Source organism: Kitasatospora sp. NPDC059146 (assembly GCF_042786665.1).
In the GTDB taxonomy this organism is placed as follows: domain Bacteria; phylum Actinomycetota; class Actinomycetes; order Streptomycetales; family Streptomycetaceae; genus Kitasatospora.
In genome coordinates, this window is the sequence record NZ_JBHZCY010000102.1 from 1 (window position 1) to 19,946 (window position 19,946).

23 protein-coding genes are annotated in these 19,946 nt (G+C 73.4%); 12 read left to right on the top strand and 11 right to left on the bottom strand.

Features of this window, described 5'->3' with window-relative positions; genetic code table 11:
* Window positions 1-34 precede the first annotated feature (34 nt).
* Together ACFXPX_RS32180 and ACFXPX_RS32185 are read right to left on the bottom strand one after the other, a co-directional pair.
* Window positions 35-256, bottom strand: a complete 222-nt coding sequence (locus tag ACFXPX_RS32180) for a DUF397 domain-containing protein (RefSeq protein ID WP_380528496.1) — start codon at window positions 254-256, stop codon at window positions 35-37.
* Window positions 253-1,098: a helix-turn-helix domain-containing protein gene (locus tag ACFXPX_RS32185; protein ID WP_380528497.1), complete on the bottom strand. Its 846-nt coding sequence runs from the start codon at window positions 1,096-1,098 to the stop codon at window positions 253-255. Before ACFXPX_RS32185 ends, ACFXPX_RS32180 begins: the two co-directional genes overlap by 4 nt.
* Before the next feature lie 312 nt (window positions 1,099-1,410).
* Here ACFXPX_RS32185 and ACFXPX_RS32190 point away from each other — a divergent pair, with 312 nt between their 5' ends.
* The 4 genes from ACFXPX_RS32190 to ACFXPX_RS32205 are packed head-to-tail and all read left to right on the top strand — an operon-like array spanning window position 1,411 to window position 2,975.
* Window positions 1,411-1,803: an ATP-binding protein gene (locus ACFXPX_RS32190; protein WP_380528499.1), complete on the top strand. Its 393-nt coding sequence runs from the start codon at window positions 1,411-1,413 to the stop codon at window positions 1,801-1,803.
* Window positions 1,800-1,976: a hypothetical protein gene (locus ACFXPX_RS32195; protein WP_375890084.1), complete on the top strand. Its 177-nt coding sequence runs from the start codon at window positions 1,800-1,802 to the stop codon at window positions 1,974-1,976. Before ACFXPX_RS32190 ends, ACFXPX_RS32195 begins: the two co-directional genes overlap by 4 nt.
* 55 nt (window positions 1,977-2,031) lie before the next feature.
* Window positions 2,032-2,472 carry a hypothetical protein gene (locus ACFXPX_RS32200; RefSeq protein ID WP_380644257.1) on the top strand — a complete coding sequence of 147 codons (441 nt, stop codon included), beginning with the start codon at window positions 2,032-2,034 and terminating at the stop codon, window positions 2,470-2,472.
* A gap of 56 nt (window positions 2,473-2,528) precedes the next feature.
* Window positions 2,529-2,975, top strand: a complete 447-nt coding sequence (locus ACFXPX_RS32205) for a hypothetical protein (RefSeq protein ID WP_380644258.1) — start codon at window positions 2,529-2,531, stop codon at window positions 2,973-2,975.
* A 6-nt stretch (window positions 2,976-2,981) separates the two neighbouring features.
* On the opposite strand, the gene ACFXPX_RS32210 is transcribed toward ACFXPX_RS32205, so the two are convergent.
* Window positions 2,982-3,404 (bottom strand): tautomerase family protein, encoded by a 423-nt coding sequence (locus tag ACFXPX_RS32210; protein WP_380644259.1) that lies wholly within the window; start codon window positions 3,402-3,404, stop codon window positions 2,982-2,984.
* Between the two features lie 35 nt (window positions 3,405-3,439).
* A complete protein-coding gene (locus tag ACFXPX_RS32215) occupies window positions 3,440-4,141 on the bottom strand; it encodes an SDR family oxidoreductase (RefSeq protein ID WP_380528507.1) in 702 nt (233 codons plus the stop codon).
* Between the two features lie 180 nt (window positions 4,142-4,321).
* On the opposite strand from ACFXPX_RS32215, the gene ACFXPX_RS32220 reads away from it, so the two are divergent.
* Window positions 4,322-4,933 (top strand): TetR/AcrR family transcriptional regulator, encoded by a 612-nt coding sequence (locus ACFXPX_RS32220; protein WP_380590875.1) that lies wholly within the window; start codon window positions 4,322-4,324, stop codon window positions 4,931-4,933.
* 85 nt (window positions 4,934-5,018) lie between these two features.
* On the opposite strand, the gene ACFXPX_RS32225 is transcribed toward ACFXPX_RS32220, so the two are convergent.
* Together ACFXPX_RS32225 and ACFXPX_RS32230 are read right to left on the bottom strand one after the other, a co-directional pair.
* Window positions 5,019-5,441 carry an SRPBCC family protein gene (locus ACFXPX_RS32225; protein WP_375890094.1) on the bottom strand — a complete coding sequence of 141 codons (423 nt, stop codon included), beginning with the start codon at window positions 5,439-5,441 and terminating at the stop codon, window positions 5,019-5,021.
* 98 nt (window positions 5,442-5,539) lie between these two features.
* The gene (locus tag ACFXPX_RS32230; protein WP_375890095.1) at window positions 5,540-6,022 is read right to left on the bottom strand and encodes an SRPBCC family protein; all 483 of its coding nucleotides are present in this window, start codon (window positions 6,020-6,022) and stop codon (window positions 5,540-5,542) included.
* A gap of 61 nt (window positions 6,023-6,083) precedes the next feature.
* On the opposite strand from ACFXPX_RS32230, the gene ACFXPX_RS32235 reads away from it, so the two are divergent.
* The 3 genes from ACFXPX_RS32235 to ACFXPX_RS32245 all read left to right on the top strand — a co-directional run bounded on the left by ACFXPX_RS32235 (window position 6,084) and on the right by ACFXPX_RS32245 (window position 7,962).
* Window positions 6,084-6,683, top strand: a complete 600-nt coding sequence (locus ACFXPX_RS32235) for a TetR/AcrR family transcriptional regulator (RefSeq protein ID WP_380644260.1) — start codon at window positions 6,084-6,086, stop codon at window positions 6,681-6,683.
* 65 nt (window positions 6,684-6,748) lie between these two features.
* Window positions 6,749-7,405, top strand: a complete 657-nt coding sequence (locus ACFXPX_RS32240; RefSeq protein WP_380529338.1) for a formylglycine-generating enzyme family protein — start codon at window positions 6,749-6,751, stop codon at window positions 7,403-7,405.
* Between the two features lie 35 nt (window positions 7,406-7,440).
* Window positions 7,441-7,962, top strand: a complete 522-nt coding sequence (locus tag ACFXPX_RS32245) for a GNAT family N-acetyltransferase (RefSeq protein ID WP_375890100.1) — start codon at window positions 7,441-7,443, stop codon at window positions 7,960-7,962.
* Here the strand turns inward: ACFXPX_RS32245 and ACFXPX_RS32250 are convergent.
* Together ACFXPX_RS32250 and soxR are read right to left on the bottom strand one after the other, a co-directional pair.
* Window positions 7,959-8,897, bottom strand: coding sequence for an aminoglycoside phosphotransferase family protein (locus ACFXPX_RS32250; RefSeq protein ID WP_380644261.1), 939 nt, complete (start codon window positions 8,895-8,897; stop codon window positions 7,959-7,961). The genes ACFXPX_RS32245 and ACFXPX_RS32250 overlap by 4 nt on opposite strands.
* Window positions 8,898-8,940: 43 nt before the next feature.
* Window positions 8,941-9,522, bottom strand: coding sequence for a redox-sensitive transcriptional activator SoxR (gene soxR / locus ACFXPX_RS32255; RefSeq protein ID WP_375890103.1), 582 nt, complete (start codon window positions 9,520-9,522; stop codon window positions 8,941-8,943).
* A gap of 56 nt (window positions 9,523-9,578) precedes the next feature.
* Here soxR and ACFXPX_RS32260 point away from each other — a divergent pair, with 56 nt between their 5' ends.
* Together ACFXPX_RS32260 and ACFXPX_RS32265 are read left to right on the top strand one after the other, a co-directional pair.
* Window positions 9,579-10,292, top strand: coding sequence for a thiamine pyrophosphate-dependent enzyme (locus tag ACFXPX_RS32260; RefSeq protein WP_380644262.1), 714 nt, complete (start codon window positions 9,579-9,581; stop codon window positions 10,290-10,292).
* A 73-nt stretch (window positions 10,293-10,365) separates the two neighbouring features.
* On the top strand, window positions 10,366-11,259 hold the full coding sequence (locus tag ACFXPX_RS32265; protein ID WP_380529332.1) for a transketolase family protein: 894 nt from the start codon (window positions 10,366-10,368) through the stop codon (window positions 11,257-11,259).
* Between the two features lies 1 nt (window position 11,260).
* On the opposite strand, the gene treZ is transcribed toward ACFXPX_RS32265, so the two are convergent.
* The 3 genes from treZ to glgX form a co-directional block, all read right to left on the bottom strand.
* The gene (gene treZ / locus ACFXPX_RS32270) at window positions 11,261-12,997 is read right to left on the bottom strand and encodes a malto-oligosyltrehalose trehalohydrolase (RefSeq protein ID WP_380644268.1); all 1,737 of its coding nucleotides are present in this window, start codon (window positions 12,995-12,997) and stop codon (window positions 11,261-11,263) included.
* Window positions 12,997-15,459 (bottom strand): malto-oligosyltrehalose synthase, encoded by a 2,463-nt coding sequence (gene treY, locus ACFXPX_RS32275; RefSeq protein ID WP_380644263.1) that lies wholly within the window; start codon window positions 15,457-15,459, stop codon window positions 12,997-12,999. Before treY ends, treZ begins: the two co-directional genes overlap by 1 nt.
* Window positions 15,460-15,595: 136 nt before the next feature.
* Window positions 15,596-17,743, bottom strand: a complete 2,148-nt coding sequence (gene glgX / locus ACFXPX_RS32280) for a glycogen debranching protein GlgX (protein ID WP_375890108.1) — start codon at window positions 17,741-17,743, stop codon at window positions 15,596-15,598.
* A 413-nt stretch (window positions 17,744-18,156) separates the two neighbouring features.
* Here glgX and ACFXPX_RS32285 point away from each other — a divergent pair, with 413 nt between their 5' ends.
* Complete coding sequence (locus ACFXPX_RS32285; protein WP_375890110.1) at window positions 18,157-19,431, top strand: SAV2148 family HEPN domain-containing protein; 1,275 nt, start codon at window positions 18,157-18,159, stop codon at window positions 19,429-19,431.
* A 46-nt stretch (window positions 19,432-19,477) separates the two neighbouring features.
* Window positions 19,478-19,933, top strand: a complete 456-nt coding sequence (locus tag ACFXPX_RS32290) for a GNAT family N-acetyltransferase (RefSeq protein ID WP_380529327.1) — start codon at window positions 19,478-19,480, stop codon at window positions 19,931-19,933.
* Window positions 19,934-19,946 lie beyond the last annotated feature (13 nt).

Genomic DNA, 19,946 nt, shown 5'->3' on the forward strand with positions numbered 1-19,946 from the left:
GCCCCGCGCGGTGCGCGGGGCCGCCCGGGGTGATTCAGGGGGTGGCGGGGAAGTCGTCGGAGCGGATGCCGGCGATGAAGGACTGCCACCCGTCGGGGGAGAAGGCGAGCGCCGGGCCGTGGGGGTCCTTGCTGTCGCGGACCGGGACGATGTCCGTGATGGCATCGGCTACTTCGACGCAGTTGTCGTTGGGGTTGCTGGCGCTTGCCTTCCTCCACTGGATGGGGAGCGCGGAGGCGACAGGGAAATGGGTCACTTGAGCATGTCTCTCTTCTGTGCGATGAGGCTACGAGACTGGTCGAGGTCCAGGGCGGTTGCCATGATCTCGTCGAACGCCGCTCGATAGATATCGACTTGGCCCGGGTCTTCAACCCAATCGCTGCTGAGCATGCCGCTGAGCAGAACCAGGTCGAGATCTCGTTGCCGGAACTCCAGGAGTGCGAACGAGCCGGTCATGCCAGGGTGCGGCGGAGCCATGGACGGCATGATCTGAATTCTGATGTTGGGGAGCTGACTGAACTGCAGCAGCTTGTCCAACTGGTCTGTCATGACCCCTGGGGCGGCGCCCATGGTCAGGGCTGCCTCGTGGATCACGGCCCACAGTTTCAGTGGGTTCTCGGACCGTGTGAGGACGGATTGCCGGTTGATCCGGACTTCCACCCGCTCTTCGACGCTGGGCTTGTTTATCACGCCGCTGGCGATGATGGCGTGGGCGTACTGGCGCGTCTGGAGGAGGCCGGGGATGTAGGCAGACTCGTACGACTTGTTGCCAACAGCCGTTTCTTCGAGCCGGATCAAGTCCGTGTAGAGCGGGTTCAGTTGCTCGTAGCCCGCCATCCAGCCCGGGCGGCGTTTGTCCCGGAGGATCTCGACGAGGACCTCCTTGAGCTCCTCGTCGCACTCGTAGAAGTCGAGCAGGGCGCGGACGACATCCGGCTTGAGCTGGACCCGGGCGTTCTCGTACCGGCTGAGCTTCACCAGGTTGATGCCGTCGACCTGGGCGGCGACCTCTTCGGCGGAGAGGCTCTTCAACTCGCGAAGCCTTCTCAGCTCGGCGGCGATGCGTCGGTACCGCACTGCTGGCACTGCGACTGCCATCTACGTAACCCCTCCATGACGTTCAAGGACCAGTGTGCATGCGAGTGGTGACGGTTCGCCACCATCGGCAACAGCCTAGAGGGCGCGCCTAGCCATCAGATCTGAAAGTTTTCATATTTCATCGACTTGCCTTGCGATCATTCGCGGCGATGCTCCATGCTGTGCGTGACGAAGTGCTGCCTGTGCGTGACATGCATGGCGTAAGGCTGTAGCGCACCCTCGTGAGGCGCTTCGTGTTGGACGCCTACGGGCGGCCGTCGTGGTCGCCCGGCCTTCTCCACTCATGTCATGTGCCTGGAAGGTGACTTCGCCATGTCTCGAACCTCCTCCACCATCTGGCTCCCGCGCAGCCGCCGCTCGCCCGCGATGGCCCGCCAGCTGCTCGCCGCTCTCCTCTCCTCCACCCCGCACGGCGAGCGCTTCCTCGACTCCGGGCTCGTCATCACCACCGAGTTCGTGACCAACGCCGTCCTGCACGGCACCCCGATCGGCCACCTCATCTACTTCTCCCTCGACGTCGACCCCACCCGCCTCCGTATCGAGGTCCACGACGCCCGGGGTGACCGGGTCCCCTCCCTCTCCTCGCCCGGTCTCGACGGCGAGACCGGGCGAGGCCTCCAGCTCGTCGACTCCCTCGCCAAGCGCTGGGGCTGCTGCCCGCGCCGGCCGATCGGCAAGATCGTGTGGGGCGAGGTGGCGGCGTGATCGACCGGCTCCGCGACCTCTGGTTCCAGCACTGCTCCCGCGCCCCCGTCGCCCGGCTCCTCCGGGCTGAACGGCGGCGACTCGACGTGGAGCTGGCCCGCCGGATGCCCGGTGCCGCTGCTGCCGTCCGCCGACAGTTGCTCGCGGCGATCGGGGGCGCCGAATCCTCCTGATCGGCCCAGCCTCTCGCGTGTTACGTTTGAACGCGTTCAAAGGAGGGGTGGAGGCATGGCCGTGGTGCCCACGAGTGCGAGGTGGTTGGCCGGGGTGGCAAGTGCGGTGCCCCTGGTGCCGTTGGTGCTCATCGCGCCGACGTGCGGGGCCGGTCTGCGGCTCTTCCTCTCCGCCGTCGGGCTGCTGAGCGGCGCCGTCTGTGCCGTGCCGGTCTTCTACCGGCGCCAGGACCGGTTCCGGGTCGCGTGCGCGGCGGCCGGGTTCACGGTGGCCGCCGTGTGGGTGCCGCTGCTGATCATCGGCCTCCTGGTCGCGCTCGCGCTGGGCGGCTGGGCCTGGTTCCTGGCGTTCCTGCTCATGCCGGTAGCGGCGATCAGCGTGCTGATCGCCGCCTTCCAGCGGGCACGGGGGCTGGAGCACGGCCGGGCGGCGGTCGCCCTCGGCGGGCTCGCCGCAGCGGTCTCGGTGGCCGACTGGTTCGTTCTGGTCCTTTAGCGGGCAGCGCTCTTCAATGACTGCCCGGTCGGGCGCTACGTGGGTACCGTCGGCCCGTGATCGATCACGGAATCGCCTTCCCCCATTTCCGGCTGCACGTCGTGCCCGCCGTCGTCTCCCTGGCCAGCCCGACCTGGCAGCGGGAAGTGTGGCTCGACCGTAGGCAGTTCGAGAACCTCGACCACATCGTGCACGTGCTCTTCGACGACTTCTGCGACGCGGACGAACCCGAGCGCCATCTCGGCCTGAGCCTGCGCACCGAGGAGGAGGTCGCGCTGGTGGCCCGGCTCGGCGCCGCGTACGGCCTGGTGCAGGACGCGGTCGGAGCCCAGGCCCCCGACGAGGACTTCCTGGATGCCCCCGGCTGGCCCGACGTCGTCTCGGCGGCGGCCCGGCTGGCCCAGGTGATGCTGGGCAATGACTACTTGGCGCCGGCGAAGCTGCACGAGGCCGGTCACACCTGGCCGCCCGGCACCGGGCAGGTGCCGGGCGGCACTTCCTAAGGCCTGTCAGTACGGCACCGGGCGGTTCTCCCGGACCCACAGCTGTTCGGCCACGCTGTTGGACGGGGGCGGGGAGATCCCGTCCATCATCCACAGGTCGCGGGGCGTCTCGTCGACGTGGAACTCGCAGTACAGGCCGCGATCGGTGGTGTGGGGCGCGAGGACGGCGGCGAGCGCCTCCCGGGTGCGCTTGCGCAGGTCGGGGTCCTCGGTGTGGCGGGCGATGTGCTCGACCACGATCCGTACCGCGTCCTGGGTGGGCTGGTCGCCGACGTGGAAGTCGTCGGCGCCGATCTCGTGGAACAGCGTCATCACGTAGAACTTCGGCAGCCCGAAGCGGGTGTAGATGCCGGTGATGTCGGCGGCCATCCGCTGCTTCTGCTCGGGGCTGTAGGTGCCGCGGGGGTGGTAGACGTGCCACAGGGGCATGGGTGTTCTCCTCAGCGGTGCAGGGGTGCGGCGGCTCAGCGGCGGAAGGGGACGGTCAGGCCCTCCACCGGCCCGGCGAGTGCGGCCTTGAACGACCGGGAGACGTCGTCGACGAGCACCTCGCGGTCACCGCGCTCGATGCCGTCCAGCACGATGCGGGCCACCTCGTCGGCCGGGAGCTTGTCGACGGGCAGAGCTGCCACCATCTCGGTGTCGGCGAAGCCCAGGTGCACGCCGACGACCTGGGTGTGCTGGGCGGCGAGCTCCAGGCGCAGGGAGTTGGTGAGCGACCACAGGGCCGCCTTGGAGGCCCCGTACGCGCCCGCGCCCGCGCCCCAGGACAGTGCGGAGTGGATGTCGACGAGTGCCCCGCCGCCCCGGGCTGCCAGCACGGGCGCGAAGGCGCGGGCGATCCGCAGCGGGCCCAGGACGTTGGTGTCGAAGGTGTCCTGGACGTGCCGCAGGTCGGCGGTCAGCAGGGCGCCGGGGTGCAGGACGCCGGCGTTGTTGAAGACGATGTCGACGTCCTGGGCCCGCTCGGCGAGGGCGGCCACCGAGGCGTCGTCGGTGACGTCCAGGGCGAGGACCTCCACCCGGCCGTCCTCGCTGGGGACGGGTGTCCGGGCGGTGGCGTAGACCTTCGTCGCGCCGCGGGCCAGCAGTTCTCCGACGAACGCCCGGCCGAGGCCGCGGAGGCCTCCGGTGACCAGGGCGGTGGAGCCTTCGATCACGGTCATGTGCGTGTTCCTCGCTCTCGGAAGGGTGGTGCCCCGTCGCCGGGGCTCCCCACTGGTTTTAGATTATGGCTATCATCTAAAATGGGCAAGGGGGGCCCGGATGGGAGAGTGGGACCGCCACCGGGAGCACCGCCGGGGGCTGCCGGGACACCACCACAGGACGACGAAGGGAGCGCGGACATGCCCCGCGTCTCACGCGCCGAGGCCGAACGCCACCGTCAGGAGGTCATCGACCACACCGCCAGGCTGATCCGGGAGAAGGGCTCCGAGCAGGTTAGCGTCCCCCAGGCGATGGCCGCGGCCGGACTCACCCACGGCGGCTTCTACCGGCACTTCTCGTCCAAGGACGACCTCGTCGCCCAGGCCCTCACCGCCGCCTTCGCCGAACGCCGCGAGGCCATGGACGCGCTGGCGGACCCTGGTGCGGACGACGACCCCTCGGACGAGCGGCGCACCCCCCGCGCCGAGTTCCTCGCCCGCTACCTCTCCGCCCTCCACCGCGACCACCCCGGCCAGGGCTGCGCCGCCGCCGCGCTGGCCGCCGACGCGGCCCGGGCCGAACCCGGCGCCCCGCTGCGCACCGCCTTCACGGCCGGGCTGCGCGACCTGGTCGACGGCTTCCAGCAGCTGCCCGACGCGGCCGGGCGCGAGGCGGCGCTCGCCGACCTGTCGACGATGGTCGGCGCGCTGATGCTCGCCCGGGCGAGCGACGATCCGGGCCTGTCCGCCGAACTCCTCGCCGCGGCTCGGCGCCGCCTGACCGCGACGGGTGAGGGCGCACCGCAGGCCTAGGGTGGGGGCCTGCGCACGAGAAGTCGACCAGGTCGACTTCTCGTGCGCCGTGCACCGCCCGCCCGCCGCCCGCCCGCCGTCCGGCTCAGCCCGCGAAGCGCTCCCGCAGGGCGGCCAGTCCGGCGGTGAAGACGCCGTGCACGCGCTCGGTGGACTCCTTGCGGTGCTCCGCCTCGATGTCGTACGTGACGCTCCACTCCACGAAGCTGGTGTCCAGCTCGGTCACCGGGGTGACCCGCAGGGTGGCGCGGTAGCGGTCGAAGTGGAAGGTGCCGTCGGGGAAGCTGTAGGTGTAGGCCCGGGCCTCGCCGTCGTAGGCGACCAGCATCTCGTTCAGGACGACGCCGTCGAACTCGAAGACCCGGACCGCGCCGATCGCGTTGCCCGTCAGCGCGTTGCCGAGCCGGCTCGTCGGCAGGTGGGGGTGCCACTCGCCGAGGGCGTGGAAGTCCCCGATCAGGTCCCAGACCCGCTCGGCCGGGGCCTCCACCACTGTGCTGACCGTCATGACCGCCATGGCCGTCGCCGCCTCTCGTCCGCTGATCCCGTTGGCAGGGAACCATCCTGGCGGCGCGTCAGCTGCGGACGCCAGAGGGCGTGCCGTGGTCAGCGGTGGGCCAGTCGGCGCAGCAGTCGTACGGGGGCGCTCCATCGTGCCGGGGAGTCCACGGCGGCGCCGCAGGCGCGGACGGCCCGGTCGAGGGAGTCCTCCAGCAGGGCGTCGTGCAGCCAGCGGAAGGCCAGCGGCCAGGTCAGCCGGCTCGGGCCGTGCAGGCGCATCGCGATGGTGTGGCGCAGCAGGGAGCCGCCGTTCGCGGGCTGGACGGTGAACTCGTGGAACCCGTCGAAGCCGCGCGGCCCGCTGAACCGGAACCGCACCCACCGGCCCGGCTGGTAGCCGACGACCCGGTAGCGGACCGGCCCGTGCCCGCCGGCGGCGCCGACCGCGAGCGGGCCGTCGAGCTCCAGCGGGGGCCAGTCGGGGCCGGGCCAGAGCCGGTCGTCCGGGCCGGCGAGGCCGTCGAGGAGTGCGCCGACCGTCGACTCCGGTGCCGGGATGGTGCGTTCGTGGATGTTGAGTACGGCCACAGCGGGTCCTCCTGGTTTTGGATGGGTCCCTCCAATTGAATTGGAGAGTACTCTCCATTGCATGCCCAGGCCACCCCGCCATGACGAAGCCACCCTCCTCGACGCCGCCGTGCGCCTCGCGGCCGTCGGCGGACCGGCCGCCGTCACCATGTCCGCCGTGGCCCGCGAGAGCGGTGCGCCCAACGGCTCCGTCTACCACCGCTTCCCCCAACGCTCCGCCCTGCTGGCCGAGTTGTGGTTGCGCACGCTCGGGGAGTTCCACGACACCTACCTGCCGGTCCTCGCCGGGCAGGCCGAGCCGCGGCTCGTCGCCGGCGCGGCCGCCCGGCAGGTCGTCGCCTGGAGCCGGGCGCACCGGGAGGGGGCCGTCGTCCTGCTGCACGGCGCGGAGGCCTTCGGCCGGGCCGAGTGGCCGCAGGAGCAGCTGCGGCGCGAACGGCAGGCCGGGCGGCGGGTGCGGGAGGCGGTGGAGGGGCTCGCCGAGCGGCTCGGCGCCGTGACGCCGCTGGACCTCGACCGGGTCACCCTCGCGGTCGTCGGCCTGCCGCTCGCCGTCGTCCGGACACACCTGCACGCGGGCACCCCGCTGCCCGCGCACGCGGAGGAACTGGCCGAGCGCGGGGCGATCGACCTGCTGGGCGCAGTCGGGTCGAAGGGCTGAGTCGGGTCGAAGGGCCCGAGCCGGGCGGCCGGGGCGGCAAGGGCGGGGCCGTAGGATCGGCGATCATGGAGCCCCGTACCGGACCGATCGCCGTTCCGCCCGGCCGCGTGACGCTCTCCGACCGCCGCACCCAGCGGAGTTGGAGCGTCGAGGTGGCCCCCTTCGAGCTGGCGCCCTGTCCGGTCACCCGCGAGGAGTACGAGGGTCTCACCGGCGACCGCCGCCCCGCGCACAGCGTCTCCTGGCTCGACGCCGTCCGCTACTGCAACGAGCTGTCCCGGCGCGAGGGCCGCGCACCCGCCTATCGGATCGACGGCGAGGACGTCGTCTGGGACCGCACCGCCGACGGCCACCGGCTGCCCACCGAGGCCGAATGGGAGCACGCCTGCCGCGCCGGAACCGACGGGCCGCGCTACGGCCCGCTGGACGAGATCGCCTGGCACCGCGGCAACTCCGGCGAACGCCCGCATCCGGTCGGCGGGCTGCGGCCCAACGCCTACGGGCTGTACGACCTGCTCGGCAACGTGTGGGAGTGGTGCTGGGACTTCTACGACCCCGAGGTGTACGGCAGTTACCGCGTGCTGCGCGGCGGCGGCTGGTTCGACGAGCACTGGAGCTGCCGCGCCTCCGTCCGCCGCCGCAGCCATCCGACCCTGCGGATCGACGACGTCGGCTTCCGGCTCGCCCGGTCCGTCCCGGCCCCCGCCCCCGCCCCGGCCTGAGGAACGGTCAAACGATCTCCGTCGTTGGTGGCGGCATGGACCCAGAGAAGATCTTCCTCCGCCCGATAGCCGAAGCCGACCTCACCGCCCTGGGCGGGATGCTGAACGACCCCGAGGCGCTGGGCGAGTTCCAGTGGTTCGGCTGGGCGGACCCGGAGCGCTTCCGCCGCCGCTGGGCCGAGCACGGGCTGCTGAGCGAGGAGCAGTCGATCTTCGCCGTCGCCACCGAGGGTGAGTTCCTCGGCTTCGTCGCCGCCACCCGCAAGGCCGCGCGGCCGAACAACCCGTACTGGAGCATCGGCGCGCAGCTGATGCCGCAGGCGCGGGGGCGGGGCATCGGCACCCAGGCCCACCGTCTGCTGGTGGACTACCTGTTCGCGCACACCACGGCGGTACGGGTGGAGGCGGACACCGACATCGGCAACCTCGCCGAGCAGCGCGTCCTGGAGAAGCTGGGCTTCACCCGCGAGGGTGTCCACCGGTCGATGGTCTTCCGGGCCGGGGAGTGGCGCGACATGGTCTACTACGGCCTGCTGCGCACGGACCCCCGCCCTTAGGCGGTCCCGAACCACTCCTCGGCGAGGTCGTCCAGCGTCCGCGCCGATGGCTTCAACTCCCGCAGGTACCACGGCAGGTTGCTGTACACGTGCAGCAGTGTGTACGCCATCAGCAGGCGCGGCTCGAAGGGGCGGCCGTAGGCGGTGAGCAGCCGCCCGAGCAGCTGCGGGTCGGCGCGGGTGGTGAACAGGCCGACGGCGACCAGGTCGTAGGCCGGGTCGCCGACCATCGCGGGCTCGAAGTCGATCAGGCCGGTGAGCCGCCAGCCGTCGGCCGGGTCGGTGATCAGGTGCTCGCGCATGAACTCGGTGTGCAGCAGGGCGCGTTGCGGGGTGGCCGGGAGCGGGGCGGTGGCGAGGAAGTCCGGGATCTGCTCCAGCCAGGCCTCGGGCAGACCGCGTTCACGCTGCCGGGCGAGGGCGCCCGCGCGCTGCCGGGCCAGGAAGGCCGGCCAGTCGCCGGGCGGGAGGGCGCCGGGCGGGAGGGCGTCGGCGAGCGGCTCCGCGTCCAGGGCGTGCAGGGCGGCGAGCGCCTCGCCGCAGTCACGGGCGATCCGCTCGCGTGCGCCCTGCGGGATGCGCGGCCAGGCGGGGGCCAGGCCCTCGCCGTGCAGGCGGGACATCAGGACGTAGCGCCAGCCGTTGACGTACTCGCCGGCCGCCCGGAGTGCGGGGGTGGGGACGGGGAGCCTGCCCTCCAGGAAGGCCAGGACGCGCTCCTCGGCCAGTGCCTCCCGGGCGGAGGGTGCCGGGAACAGCTTGAGCACGTGCTCGGTGCCCACCGCGTAGACCGGGACGGAGCCCTCCGCGAAGCGCTCCAGCACCGCCCCGCGGACGCCCAGTCGCGCGCACAGCGCCTCGGCTCCCGGGCGCATCACCGCTTCGTCGGCGAGGACCGCGTCCCCCTGCTCGTCCGTCTCCACCAGGGGCAGCATGCCCGCACTGTAGGCACACCAACGGCCCGTCGGCAAAGGCTTTTCAGCACCCAGGGCCCGCTGCACGCCGCTCCCGGGGGCCGCAGCCGTCCGGGAGGCCCGGCGGGGTGGGCTCCGGTCCGCTGTCCGGGTCGCGGGTGAGCAGGTAGCGGGCGCCGGGGCCGGCCTCGGCGGCGCGGTCGTCGGCGTTGTACAGGGCGCAGCGGGTGAGCGAGAGGCAGCCGCAGCCGATGCAGCCGGTGAGCTTGGCCTTGAGCCGTTCGAGTTCGGCGATCTGTTCGTCGATCCGGCCCCGCCAGGACTCGGCGACGACGTCCCACTCGGTGCCGCTGGGGGCGGGGCGTTCGGGCAGCCGGTCGAGGGCGACCCTGGCCTCGTCCAGGGAGAGGCCGACCCGCTGGGCGGCCCGGACGAAGGCGACCCGGCGCAGGGTGCCGCGCGGGTAGCGGCGCTGGCCGCCGGCGGTGCGGGTGGCGTGGATCAGGCCGAGGCTCTCGTAGTAGCGCAGCGCGGAGTGGGCCAGCCCGCTGCGGGCGACCAGCTGGCCGATGGTGAGCAGGTCGCCGGGGCGCGGGGCGGCGGTGCGCGGGGCAGCGGTGCGGGCGCTGCCGGGTATCGCGGTCATGGGCACTCACTGTAGCGGCTTGACCTCAAGTTCGCTTTAAGTTGCACGATCGACGCATGACGACGACGACCAGCACGGAAACCGCAGCCCGGGCCCGTTTCGCGGACCTGCCGGGCCTGATGGCCCTGATGACCGGCGACGAGAAGCACGGCCCCGCCGCCACCTCCACCCTGGACGCCCTGTGGGTGCTGTACGACCGGGTGCTGCGGGTCTCCCCGGACACCGCCGACGCCCAGGACCGTGACCGCTTCCTGCTCTCCAAGGGCCACGGCCCGATGGCCTACTACGCCGTACTCGCGGCCAAGGGCTTCGTCGACCCGGCCGTGCTGCCGAGCTTCGGCGGCTACGACTCGCCGCTCGGCCACCACCCGGACCGCACCCTGCTGCGCGGCGTGGAGATCGGCTCCGGCTCGCTCGGCCACGGCCTGCCGCTGGGCGTGGGCACCGCGCTCGGGCTGCGGGCCCAGGGGCTGGCGGACCCGGCGGTGTGGGTGCTGGTCGGCGACGCCGAGTTCGACGAGGGCTCCAACCACGAGGCGGTGGCCTTCGCCGGCGCGTACGGCCTGGACCGGCTCCACGTGGTGGTGATCGACAACTCCTCGGCCACCCACGGCTGGCAGGGCGGCATCGCCCGGCGCTTCGCCGCCGAGGGGTGGTCCACCGCGACCGTCGACGGCCGCGACCACGAGGCGCTGTACCGGGCGTACACCGCCGAGCACCCGGGGCGCCCGCACGCGGTGGTCGCCCGGGTCGAGCCCAAGGACTCCTGACCGGGCCGCCGGACCCCCGACCGCTAGAACCCCCGAGCGCACCGACCAGAGCGCAGCGAAAGGCACTTCACCGATGGACACCATGCGCGACCGCTTCGTCGACGTCACCACCCGACTGCTGGACGAGGACCCCCGACTGGCCGTGGTGCTCGCCGACATCACCGCCGCCGCCTTCGAGCCGGCCCAGCGGCGCCACCCCGACCGGGTGGTCAACGTCGGCATCCGCGAGCAGCTGCTGATCGGCGCGGCCGGCGGACTGGCGCTGACCGGGATGCGCCCGGTCGCCCACACCTTCGCCAGCTTCCTGATCGAACGACCCTGGGAGCAGGTCAAGTTGGACCTGGTGCACCAGGGCGTCGGCGCGGTGCTGGTGAGCGCGGCCGGCTCCTACGACTGGCCGGCCGGCGGCCGTACCCACATGTCCCCGGGCGACGTCGCCCTGCTGGACACCCTGCCGGACTGGACGGTGCACGTCCCCGGCCACCCGGACGAGGCCGAGCAGCTGCTGCGCGACGCCTACGCGGACGGTGACCGCAACGTGTACGTCCGGCTCTCCGCGCACCAGAACGCCGAGCCGGTCGCCGTCGAGCCCGGCCGCTTCACCACCGTCCGCACCGGCGGCCGCGGCGTGGTGCTGGCCGTCGGCCCGATGCTGGACGCGGTGCTCGCGGCCACCGAGGGCCTGGACGTCACCGTGCTGTACGCGGCGACGGTGCGCCCCTTCGACGCCGCCGGACTGCGCGCCGCGCTGGGCGACAAGGCGGACGCGGTGCTGGTGGAGCCGTACCTGGCGGGCACCTCGGCCAACGAGGCGCACGCGGCGCTGGGCGACCGCCCGCACCGGGTGCTGGCCCTGGGCGTGCCGCGCGAGGAGCACCGGCAGTACGGGTCGATCCCGGAGCACCTGGCCGCCTACGGCCTGGACGCCGCCTCGCTCCGGGACCGGATCGGCACCTTCCTCTGGTGAGTCAGCCGGTCCGCACGACCGCCACCGCGTCCGCCGCAAGCCGCACCCCCGAGTCCTCCAGCAGGGCCGCCCCGAAGGCCGCCACCACCTCCCGCCCGGTGCCGCCCAGCGGCAGCAGGGCCTCGGCCGGGCCAAGGTTGACCGCGATCCGGTACGGCCCCCGGTGCAGCACCAGCCGGCCCGCCGCCTCGTCGACGTCGACCCGCACCGCGCCGAGGTCCGGTTCGGCCAGCTCCGGCCGCTCGCGCCGCAGCCGGATCAACGTCCGGTGCCAGTCGAGGAGTTCGGCGTGCGGGGCGCGCCGGGGCTCGGTCCAGTCGAGCACCGACCGCAGCACGGTGGCCGGCTCCTGCGGGTCCGGGACGGCCTCGGCGGCCCAGCCGTGCTCGGCGAACTCCCGTCGCCGGCCCTGCCGGACGGCCTCCGCCAGAGCCGGGTCGGTGTGGTCGGTGAAGTACTGCCAGGGGGTGGCGGCGCCCCACTCCTCGCCCATGAACAGCATCGGGGTGAACGGCGCGGTGAGCACCAGCGCGGCGCCGCAGGCCAGTCGGCCGGGGGTGAGCGAGGTGGAGATCCGGTCGCCGAGCGCCCGGTTGCCGACCTGGTCGTGGGTCTGGAGGTAGCCGAGCAGCCGGTGGCCCGCCGCATCGGCCCCGAACGGGCGGCCGTGGCCGCGCCCCCGGAAGGAGGACCAGGTGCCGTCGTGGAAGAAGCCGTGGCGCAGCGTCTTGGCCAGGGCGGTGAGCGGCGCGGCCGCGAAGTCCGCGTAGTAGCCCTGGGATTCGCCGGTGAGCGCGCAGTGCAGGGCGTGGTGGAAGTCGTCGTTCCACTGGGCGGTGAGGCCCTGGCCGCCGGCCTCGCGGGCGGCGGTGGTGCGCGGGGTGTTGAGGTCGGATTCGGCGATCAGGAACAGTGGACGGTTGGACGAGGCCGCCAACTTCTCGACCTCCCGGGAGAGTTCCTCCAGGAAGTGGACGGCCCGGTCGTCGACGAGGGCGTGCACCGCGTCCAGTCGCAGGCCGTCGATCCGGTAGTCGCGCAGCCAGGCGAGCGCGCTGCCGACCAGGTAGGCGCGCACCTCGTCCGAGCCGGGCGCGTCCAGGTTGACCGCCGAGCCCCACGGGGTGTGGTGCCGGTCGGTGAAGTACGGGCCGTACGCGGGGAGGTGGTTGCCGGACGGGCCGAGGTGGTTGTGCACCACGTCGAGCACCACCCCGAGGCCCTTGCGGTGCGCGGCGTCCACGAAGCGCTTGAGCCCCTCCGGGCCGCCGTAGGGCTCGTGCACGGCCCAGGGCGCGACGCCGTCGTAGCCCCAGCCGTGCTTGCCGGGGAACGGGCAGACCGGCATCAGTTCGACGAGGTCCACGCCCAACTCGACCAGGTGGTCGAGCTGTTCGGCGGCCGCTTCGAAGGTGCCGCGGGCGGTGAAGGTGCCGACGTGCAGCTCGTAGAGCACCGCGCCGGGCAGGGCGCGGCCGCGCCAGCCGGTGTGCGACCAGCGGAAGGCGGTGTGGTCGACCGCCCGGCTGGGGCCGTCGGGGCCGTACGGCTGGCGGGGCGAGCGCGGGTCGGGCAGCGGTGGGCCGCCGTCGAGCCGGAAGGCGTAGTCGCCCGCCGGGGCCTCGCCGCTCCACCAGCCGTCCCGCTCCAGGCAGCGCGCCAACTCATAGGCGCTGCCGTCCACTTCGACGTCGACCCGGCGGGTCGCGTTCGGCGCCCAGACCTCGTAGCGCGACATCATCGGCCCCTCCTCGTCAGCAGCGCCACCGGGTACGTCGCCAGCAGGTCCGCCACCGGCACCGGACCGGCGGGGAAGCCGCGCAGCGACAGCTCGTCGGTCCAGGGCCCGCCGGGCGGCAGCTCCAGGACGGCGTCGCGCCAGCCGCCCGCCGCCGCCAGCCCGTACGGCAGCCGGGTGACGGCGGTGACCACGTCGTCGCCGCGGGCGAAGGCGAGCAGGTGGTCGGGGGCGGCCAGCGGCCGGTAGGCGCCGAGCGGGCCGGAGCGGCGCAGGTGCAGCGCGGTGGCGGTCAGGTGCAGCTTCTCCCGGGCGAGGTCGCCGGGGCGCGGGGCGGCCGCGTCGGTGAGCCGTACGGCGAGCGCGCCGAGGTCCACCACGCCCCGGTTGTCCGGGTCGACCAGGGTGTACAGCGGCTCCTCGCTGCCCTGGAAGAGGTCCGGCACGCCGGGGACGGTCAGGTGCAGCAGGGCGGCGGCCAGGGTGTTGGCACGGGCGTACGGGGCGAGCTCCCGCACCCGGCCCTCGATCCGGGCGCGCAGCCCGGCGTCGCCGAGGACGGCGCGGGCCCGCTGCTCCAGGGCCCGCTCGTACCCGGCGTCGGGGCTGGTCCAGGAGGTGTGCAGCTTGGCCTCGCGGACGGCCTTGAGCAGGGCGGCGACCAGCCGGTCCGGGGTGATCGGCCAGGCGGCGACCAGGGTGTGCCAGAGCAGCCAGTCGGCGTCCCGGTCCAGCCCGGGGGCGGCGGGCCCGGCGGCGAGCTCGGCGGCGGCGGACCAGGCGGCGGCCTCGGCGGCCCAGGCCTGCGGCTGCTCGGCGAGGACGGCGAGGCGGGCCCGGGCGTCGGCGCTGCGCTTGGTGTCGTGGGTGGAGAGCGCCGTCATGCTGTGCGGCCAGTCGCGTTCCAGGTAGCGGCACCAGTCGTGGAAGGCGGCCGGGGACAGCCCGGGCCGGGCGGGCTCGCCGCCGACCTCGTTGAGGGCGGGCAGCGCGTTCCAGCGGTAGAAGGCGGTGTCCTCGACGCCCTTGGCGGCCACGGCGGCGGCGGTCTGGGCGAAGCGCACGCAGAACTCGTCCTTGTCGTCGCTGCGGCCCAGCCGGGCGAGGGCGAGGGCGGCGACCAGGTGCCCGGTCGGGTCGGCTGCGCCGTCCACCGGCAGCGCGGGGTCGTCGGCGGGCTCGCCGGGCCGGGCGTAGGGCCGGTACACCGGGTAGTCGGTGAGCAGCCGGCGCAGCGCCGCGCGCAGTTGCCAGGGCGCGTGGTCGGCGTGGGCGGGTTCGGCGGCGCCGATCCGCAGCGCGATCCGGACCAGCCGCTCGACCTCGGCGGTCAGCTCGCCGCCGGGCCCGGTCATCTCGGCCCGGCCGCGGCGGGCGGCGGCGACCGCCGGGTGGGGGTCCCGGCCGGAGGAGTCCACCGGTTCGTCGTCCGCGACCGCCCCGCCGCGCAGGAAGGCCTCGTAGGCCTCGGCGAGCCGGCGGGCGCCGACGGGGTCGGTGAGCACGCCGTCGATGCGGCGCAGCGCGTCGTAGCCGGTGGTGCCGGCCACCGGCCAGTCCGCGGGCAGCCGCTCCTCGCCGGTGAGGATCTTCTCGACCACGACGTAGGCGCCGCCGGTGGCGTCGGCCAGGCGGCGCAGGTAGCCGCGCGGGTCGGCGAGGCCGTCGGGGTGGTCGATCCGGAAGCCGTCCAGGACGCCCTCGGCGTGCAGCCGCAGCAGCACGGCGTGGGTGGCGGCGAAGACCTCCGGGTCCTCGGCCCGGACGGCGATCAGCTCGTTGACGGTGAAGAAGCGCCGGTAGTTGAGCTCGGTGCGGGCCAGCCGCCACCAGGCGAGCCGGTACCACTGCCGGGCCAGCAGTTCCGGGAGCGGGAGCCGTTCGGTGCCGGGGCGCAGCGGCAGCTCGTGCCGGTGGTAGCGCAGCACCCCGCCGTCGACCACCAGCTGGTCGAGGACGGCGCCGAGCCGGTCGCCGAGCAGCGGCAGCAGCACCCGGCCGCGCTCCGGGGCGTCGGCGGGGCCGGGCTGGGCGGTCCAGTCGATGTCGAACCAGCGGGCGTACGGCGAGTCGGGTCCGTCCCGGAGCACCTGCCGGAGCGGTTCGTTGAGCCGCTCGGGGACGGGCACGGCCATGTGGTTGGGCACCACGTCGGCGAGCAGCCGCAGGCCGTGCCGGTGGGCCTCGGCGGCCAGGGCGCGCAGCGCGCCCTCCCCGCCGAGCTGTTCGCTGATCCGGGTGTGGTCGACGGTGTCGTAGCCGTGGGTGGAGCCCGGGGAGGCCTCCAGCAGCGGGGAGAGGTGCAGGTGGGAGACGCCGAGGGCGGCCAGGTAGGGGACGGCGGCGGTGGCGTCGCGGAGGGTGAAGCCGGGCTGGAGCTGGAGGCGGTACGAGGCGGTGGGGGCGGGGGTGGGAGGGGTAGCGGCCGGGCGGGGCTGCGCGGGCTCGGCGGCGGAGGTCATAGCTCCATAGGTACCCGGCCGGGCCCGCCGCCAAGACCCGCTGCTGACCCGAACAGGTGAGCGCAAGATCCCTATGAGCGCCCGGCGGGCCCTTGCACGGCCCTTGCACGGCCCGTGCACGGCCCCTGCGCGGTCGCTAGGCCGGTCGTTGCAGCACCATCAGCGAGCGGTCGGTGAGCCATAGGGCGTCCCCGGCCTTGACCCGGGCCCCGGTCCCGGGGGCGGGCAGCCGGGGCTGCGCGGTGTCGACCACGACCTGCCACTCCTGCCCGTGGTCGGCGGGGACGGTGAACTCCAGCGGCTCGAAGTGGGCGTTGAACATCAGCAGGAAGGAGTCGTCGACGATCCGCCCGCCGCGCCGGTCCGGTTCCGAGATGGCGTAGCCGTTGAGGAAGACGGTGAGCGACTTGGCGTAGCTGGCGCCCCAGTTGCGCTTGGTCATCTCCTCCCCGGCGGGGGTGAACCAGGCGATGTCGGTGAGGTCGTCGTAGCCGTCCGGGGCGGGGGCGACCGAGCCGTGCCGCCCGGGGACCGGCCGTCCGTGGAAGAACCGGCGCCGCCGGAACACCGGGTGGTCGCGGCGCAGCCAGATCATCCCTTGGGTGAACTCCAGCAGCCGGGCGGCCGGGCCGTCGCCCTCGGGCCAGTGCACCCAGGCGAGCTCGTTGTCCTGGCAGTAGGCGTTGTTGTTGCCCTCCTGGGTGCGGCCGAGCTCGTCACCGTGGGAGAGCATCGGGGTGCCCTGGGAGAGCATCAGGGTGGCGATGAAGTTGCGCTGCTGGCGCGCCCGCAGCTCCTCCACGGCCGGGTCGGTGCTGGGGCCCTCGGTGCCGCAGTTCCAGGAGCGGTTGAAGGACTCGCCGTCCCGGTTGTCCTCGCCGTTGGCCTCGTTGTGCTTGTCGTTGTAGGAGACCAGGTCGCGCAGGGTGAAGCCGTCGTGGCAGGTGACGAAGTTGATGGAGGCGATCGGGCGGCGGCCGTCGTCCTGGTAGAGGTCGGAGGAGCCGGTGAGCCGGGAGCCGAACTCGGCCAGGGCGGCGTTCTCGCCGCGCCACAGGTCGCGCACGGTGTCCCGGTACATGCCGTTCCACTCCGTCCACAGCGGCGGGAAGTTGCCGACCTGGTAGCCGCCCTCGCCGAGGTCCCAGGGTTCGGCGATCAGCTTGGCCTGGGAGACCACCGGGTCCTGCTGCACCAGGTCGAAGAACGAGGACAGCCGGTCGACCTCGTGGAACTGCCGGGCCAGGGTGGCGGCGAGGTCGAAGCGGAAGCCGTCCACGTGCATCTCGGTGACCCAGTAGCGCAGCGAGTCCATGATCAGCTGGAGCACGTGCGGGCTGCGCATCAGCAGGCTGTTGCCGGTGCCGGTGGTGTCCTCGTAGAAGCGCTGGTCCCGGGCGAGGCGGTAGTAGGAGACGTTGTCCAGGCCGCGCAGCGACAGCGTCGGCCCGAGGTGGTTGCCCTCGGCGGTGTGGTTGTAGACGACGTCCAGGATCACCTCGATCCCGGCCGCGTGCAGCGCCTTGACCATCGACTTGAACTCCTGCACCTGCTGGCCTCTGTCGCCGGTGGAGGAGTACGAGGAGTGCGGGGCGAAGAAGCCGACGGTGTTGTAGCCCCAGTAGTTGGCCAGCCCGAGGTCGCGCAGCCGGTGGTCGCGGACGAACTGGTGGACCGGCATCAGCTCGATCGCGGTGACGCCCAGCTTGGCCAGGTGCTCGATCACCGCCGGGTGGGCCAGGCCCGCGTAGCTGCCGCGGATCTCCTCGGGGATGCCGGGGTGCAGCCGGGTGAGGCCCTTGACGTGGGCCTCGTAGATGACGGTGCGGTGGTAGTCGGTGCGCGGCGGGTGGTCGGTGCCCCAGTCGAAGTACGGGTTGATGACCACCGAGTGCATGGTGTGCGGGGCGGAGTCGAGGTCGTTGCGGCGCTCGGGCGCGCCGAAGTGGTAGCCGTAGACGGACTCGTCCCAGTCGATGTGGCCGCTCATCGCCTTGGCGTACGGGTCCAGGAGCAGTTTGGCGCTGTTGTGCCGCTGGCCCAGGCCCGGGTTGTACGGGCCGTGCACCCGGAAGCCGTAGCGCTGGCCGGGCTGGACGCCCGGGAGGTAGGCGTGCCGGACGAAGGCGTCCGTCTCGCGCAGTTCGACGGCGGTCTCCGAGCCGTCCTCGTCGATCAGGCACAGCTCGATCCGGTCGGCACTCTCCGAGAACACCGCGAAGTTGGTGCCGGCCCCGTCGTAGGTGGCGCCGAGGGGGTAGGGCTTACCGGGCCAGACCTGCATGAGTCCTCAACTTCCTTGTGGCATACGGAAACTGATCTGTAGTCCGACACGCGGTCCGGCCGGGCGGCCGGCCTGGACGCTCTCTTCCCGGCCGGGCGGCCGGGCATGTGCGGCCCTGGGGTCCGTGACGCACGGCACAGCCCGCACACTCCCCGAGATACTCCCCGAGCCCTTCCCCGGCGGCCGGGAGGTACCGCCGGGGTTGCTCCGAACGGGTGTCCGGCGGGCATTCGTGTGAAAACTGTTGCCACCGGTGCGGGAGGGGCGCCGGAGGGCCCCTGGCCGATCCGGCTGCGGGCGGCTCGCGGCGGGCAGTACCCTTGATCGTCCGGCCGCTCCGGCCGACCGGTGCTTGTCAACGGTCCGTCAACGGCCCCCGCGTCCGCGGGGGTCAGCCGCAGATGAGGTGGCGCATGGTGTTCCCTGCTGGCGGCCGCGGCTCCGGGCCCGACGGCCCCGACCGGGGCGGCGTCCGCAGCGAGGCGCCCACGGTGGTCATGCGGCCCACCATGACCGGCCGCGCCCTCGTCCCCGCCCAGGGCGGCCCGGTCGAGGTCCCCGCGCTCGCCTGGTCGGCCGCCGAGTGGGAGGACTCCTACCAGCGGGTCCGGCTCTCCGGCCGCGCCTACGTCTGGCTCAACCTGGTCGAACAGCGGCTGCGCTCCCTGGTCGACGAGGTGCTGCACCCCATCTACGCCCCCGCCCACGGCGAGGACTGGGTCACCGCCGCGGCCGGCCCGGCCGGCGAGGAGTGGGCCCACCGGGCCGGCGCCGTGCGCGAGGTCAGCCGCCGCAAGGGCTACCTCCTCGACCCGGCCGACGACGACCCGCTGGTCTTCCTCACCCTGCCCCAGCTGCGCGAGCTGATGGTCCAGCACTGGCCCTGCTTCGAGCCCTACCTCGCCGACCGGCGCGAGATCGAACTCGCCCTGGACGAACTGGAAGTGGCCCGGCACGTGGTCTCCCGCAACCGGGTGCTCACCCAGACCGTGCTGGCCCAGACCGAGCGCGCCGCCGCCCGGCTGCTCGCCGTCCTCGACGGCGGCGCGGGCGGGGTGCCCGCCGACGTGGTCGAGTCCCTGGTCGCCGGACGCTACGCCGACGTCGTCGCCGTGCACGCCGACCGGGTCCGGCTGCAGCGCGACCTCCCGGTCGAGGACCTGCTCGACGGCGCCCGGCGGCTGGACGCGCTCGGCATCGGCCTCGGCATGCTCTGCCAGAACTACACCGGCAAGCGCCTGGTCCGCCTCGCCGGCGAAGGCTGCCGGGTACGGCTGCTGTTCCTCAACCCGGCGAGCAGCGCCACCCGCCGCCGCGAACGCGAACTCGGCCTCTCCCGCGGCGAGTTGTCCCGCTCCATCGAGATGAACATCATGCACGTGCGGCGGGTCCGGGCCCGGCTGCGGGACCAGGGCGGCTTCGAGATCAGGGTCTTCGACGAGACCCCGCGCTTCACCGCCTACCTGGTCGAGGGCCCCCGCCCCACCGGCCCGGTGGCCGGCCGCCGGGCCGGCCGCGACCTCGGCGTCATCCAGCCCTACCTGCGCCGCTCGCGCGGCATGGAGTCCCCGGCACTGATCCTGCGCGGCGGCGCCGGCCAGCAGCCCGGCGGCACCGAGCCGGGGCTGCTGGAGGTCTACCGCGAGGAGTTCGAGGGGGTCTGGGCGGACGCCCGGAACGTGTCCTGAGATATTCGCTGGTCGGCGGTGCCGTCCGGGTGTGACACTGCGCGCCGTGAACAGCCTCCCCGTCTGGACCCTGGAGCCCGCCGGGCCCGAGGACCTCGAACCCGTCGTCGAGCTCAAGGCCCGGGTCATGCGCGCCGACCTGGAACGCCTCGGGCGCTGGGACCCGAACCGCTCCCGGGAGCGGGTGCGGAAGTCCTTCTCCACCCGGCACACCTCGGTGCTGCTGGTCGAAGGCGCCTTCGCGGGCTCCGTCACGATCCGCCCCGACGGGCGCGGCGGGCGCGAGCTGGAGCTCTTCTACCTGGCCCCCCACCTCCAGGGCCGCGGCCTCGGCACCGCCGTCCTGCGCCACCTCCTCGCCGAGGCCGACGCCGCCGGCGAGCCCGTGCGCCTGACCGTCCTCCAGGGCAGCGCCGCCCGGCGGCTGTACGAACGGCACGGCTTCACGGTCGTCGAGGAGGACCCGGTCGACGTCACCATGCACCGGGAGCCGGCCCGCTGACCCCGACGGCGTC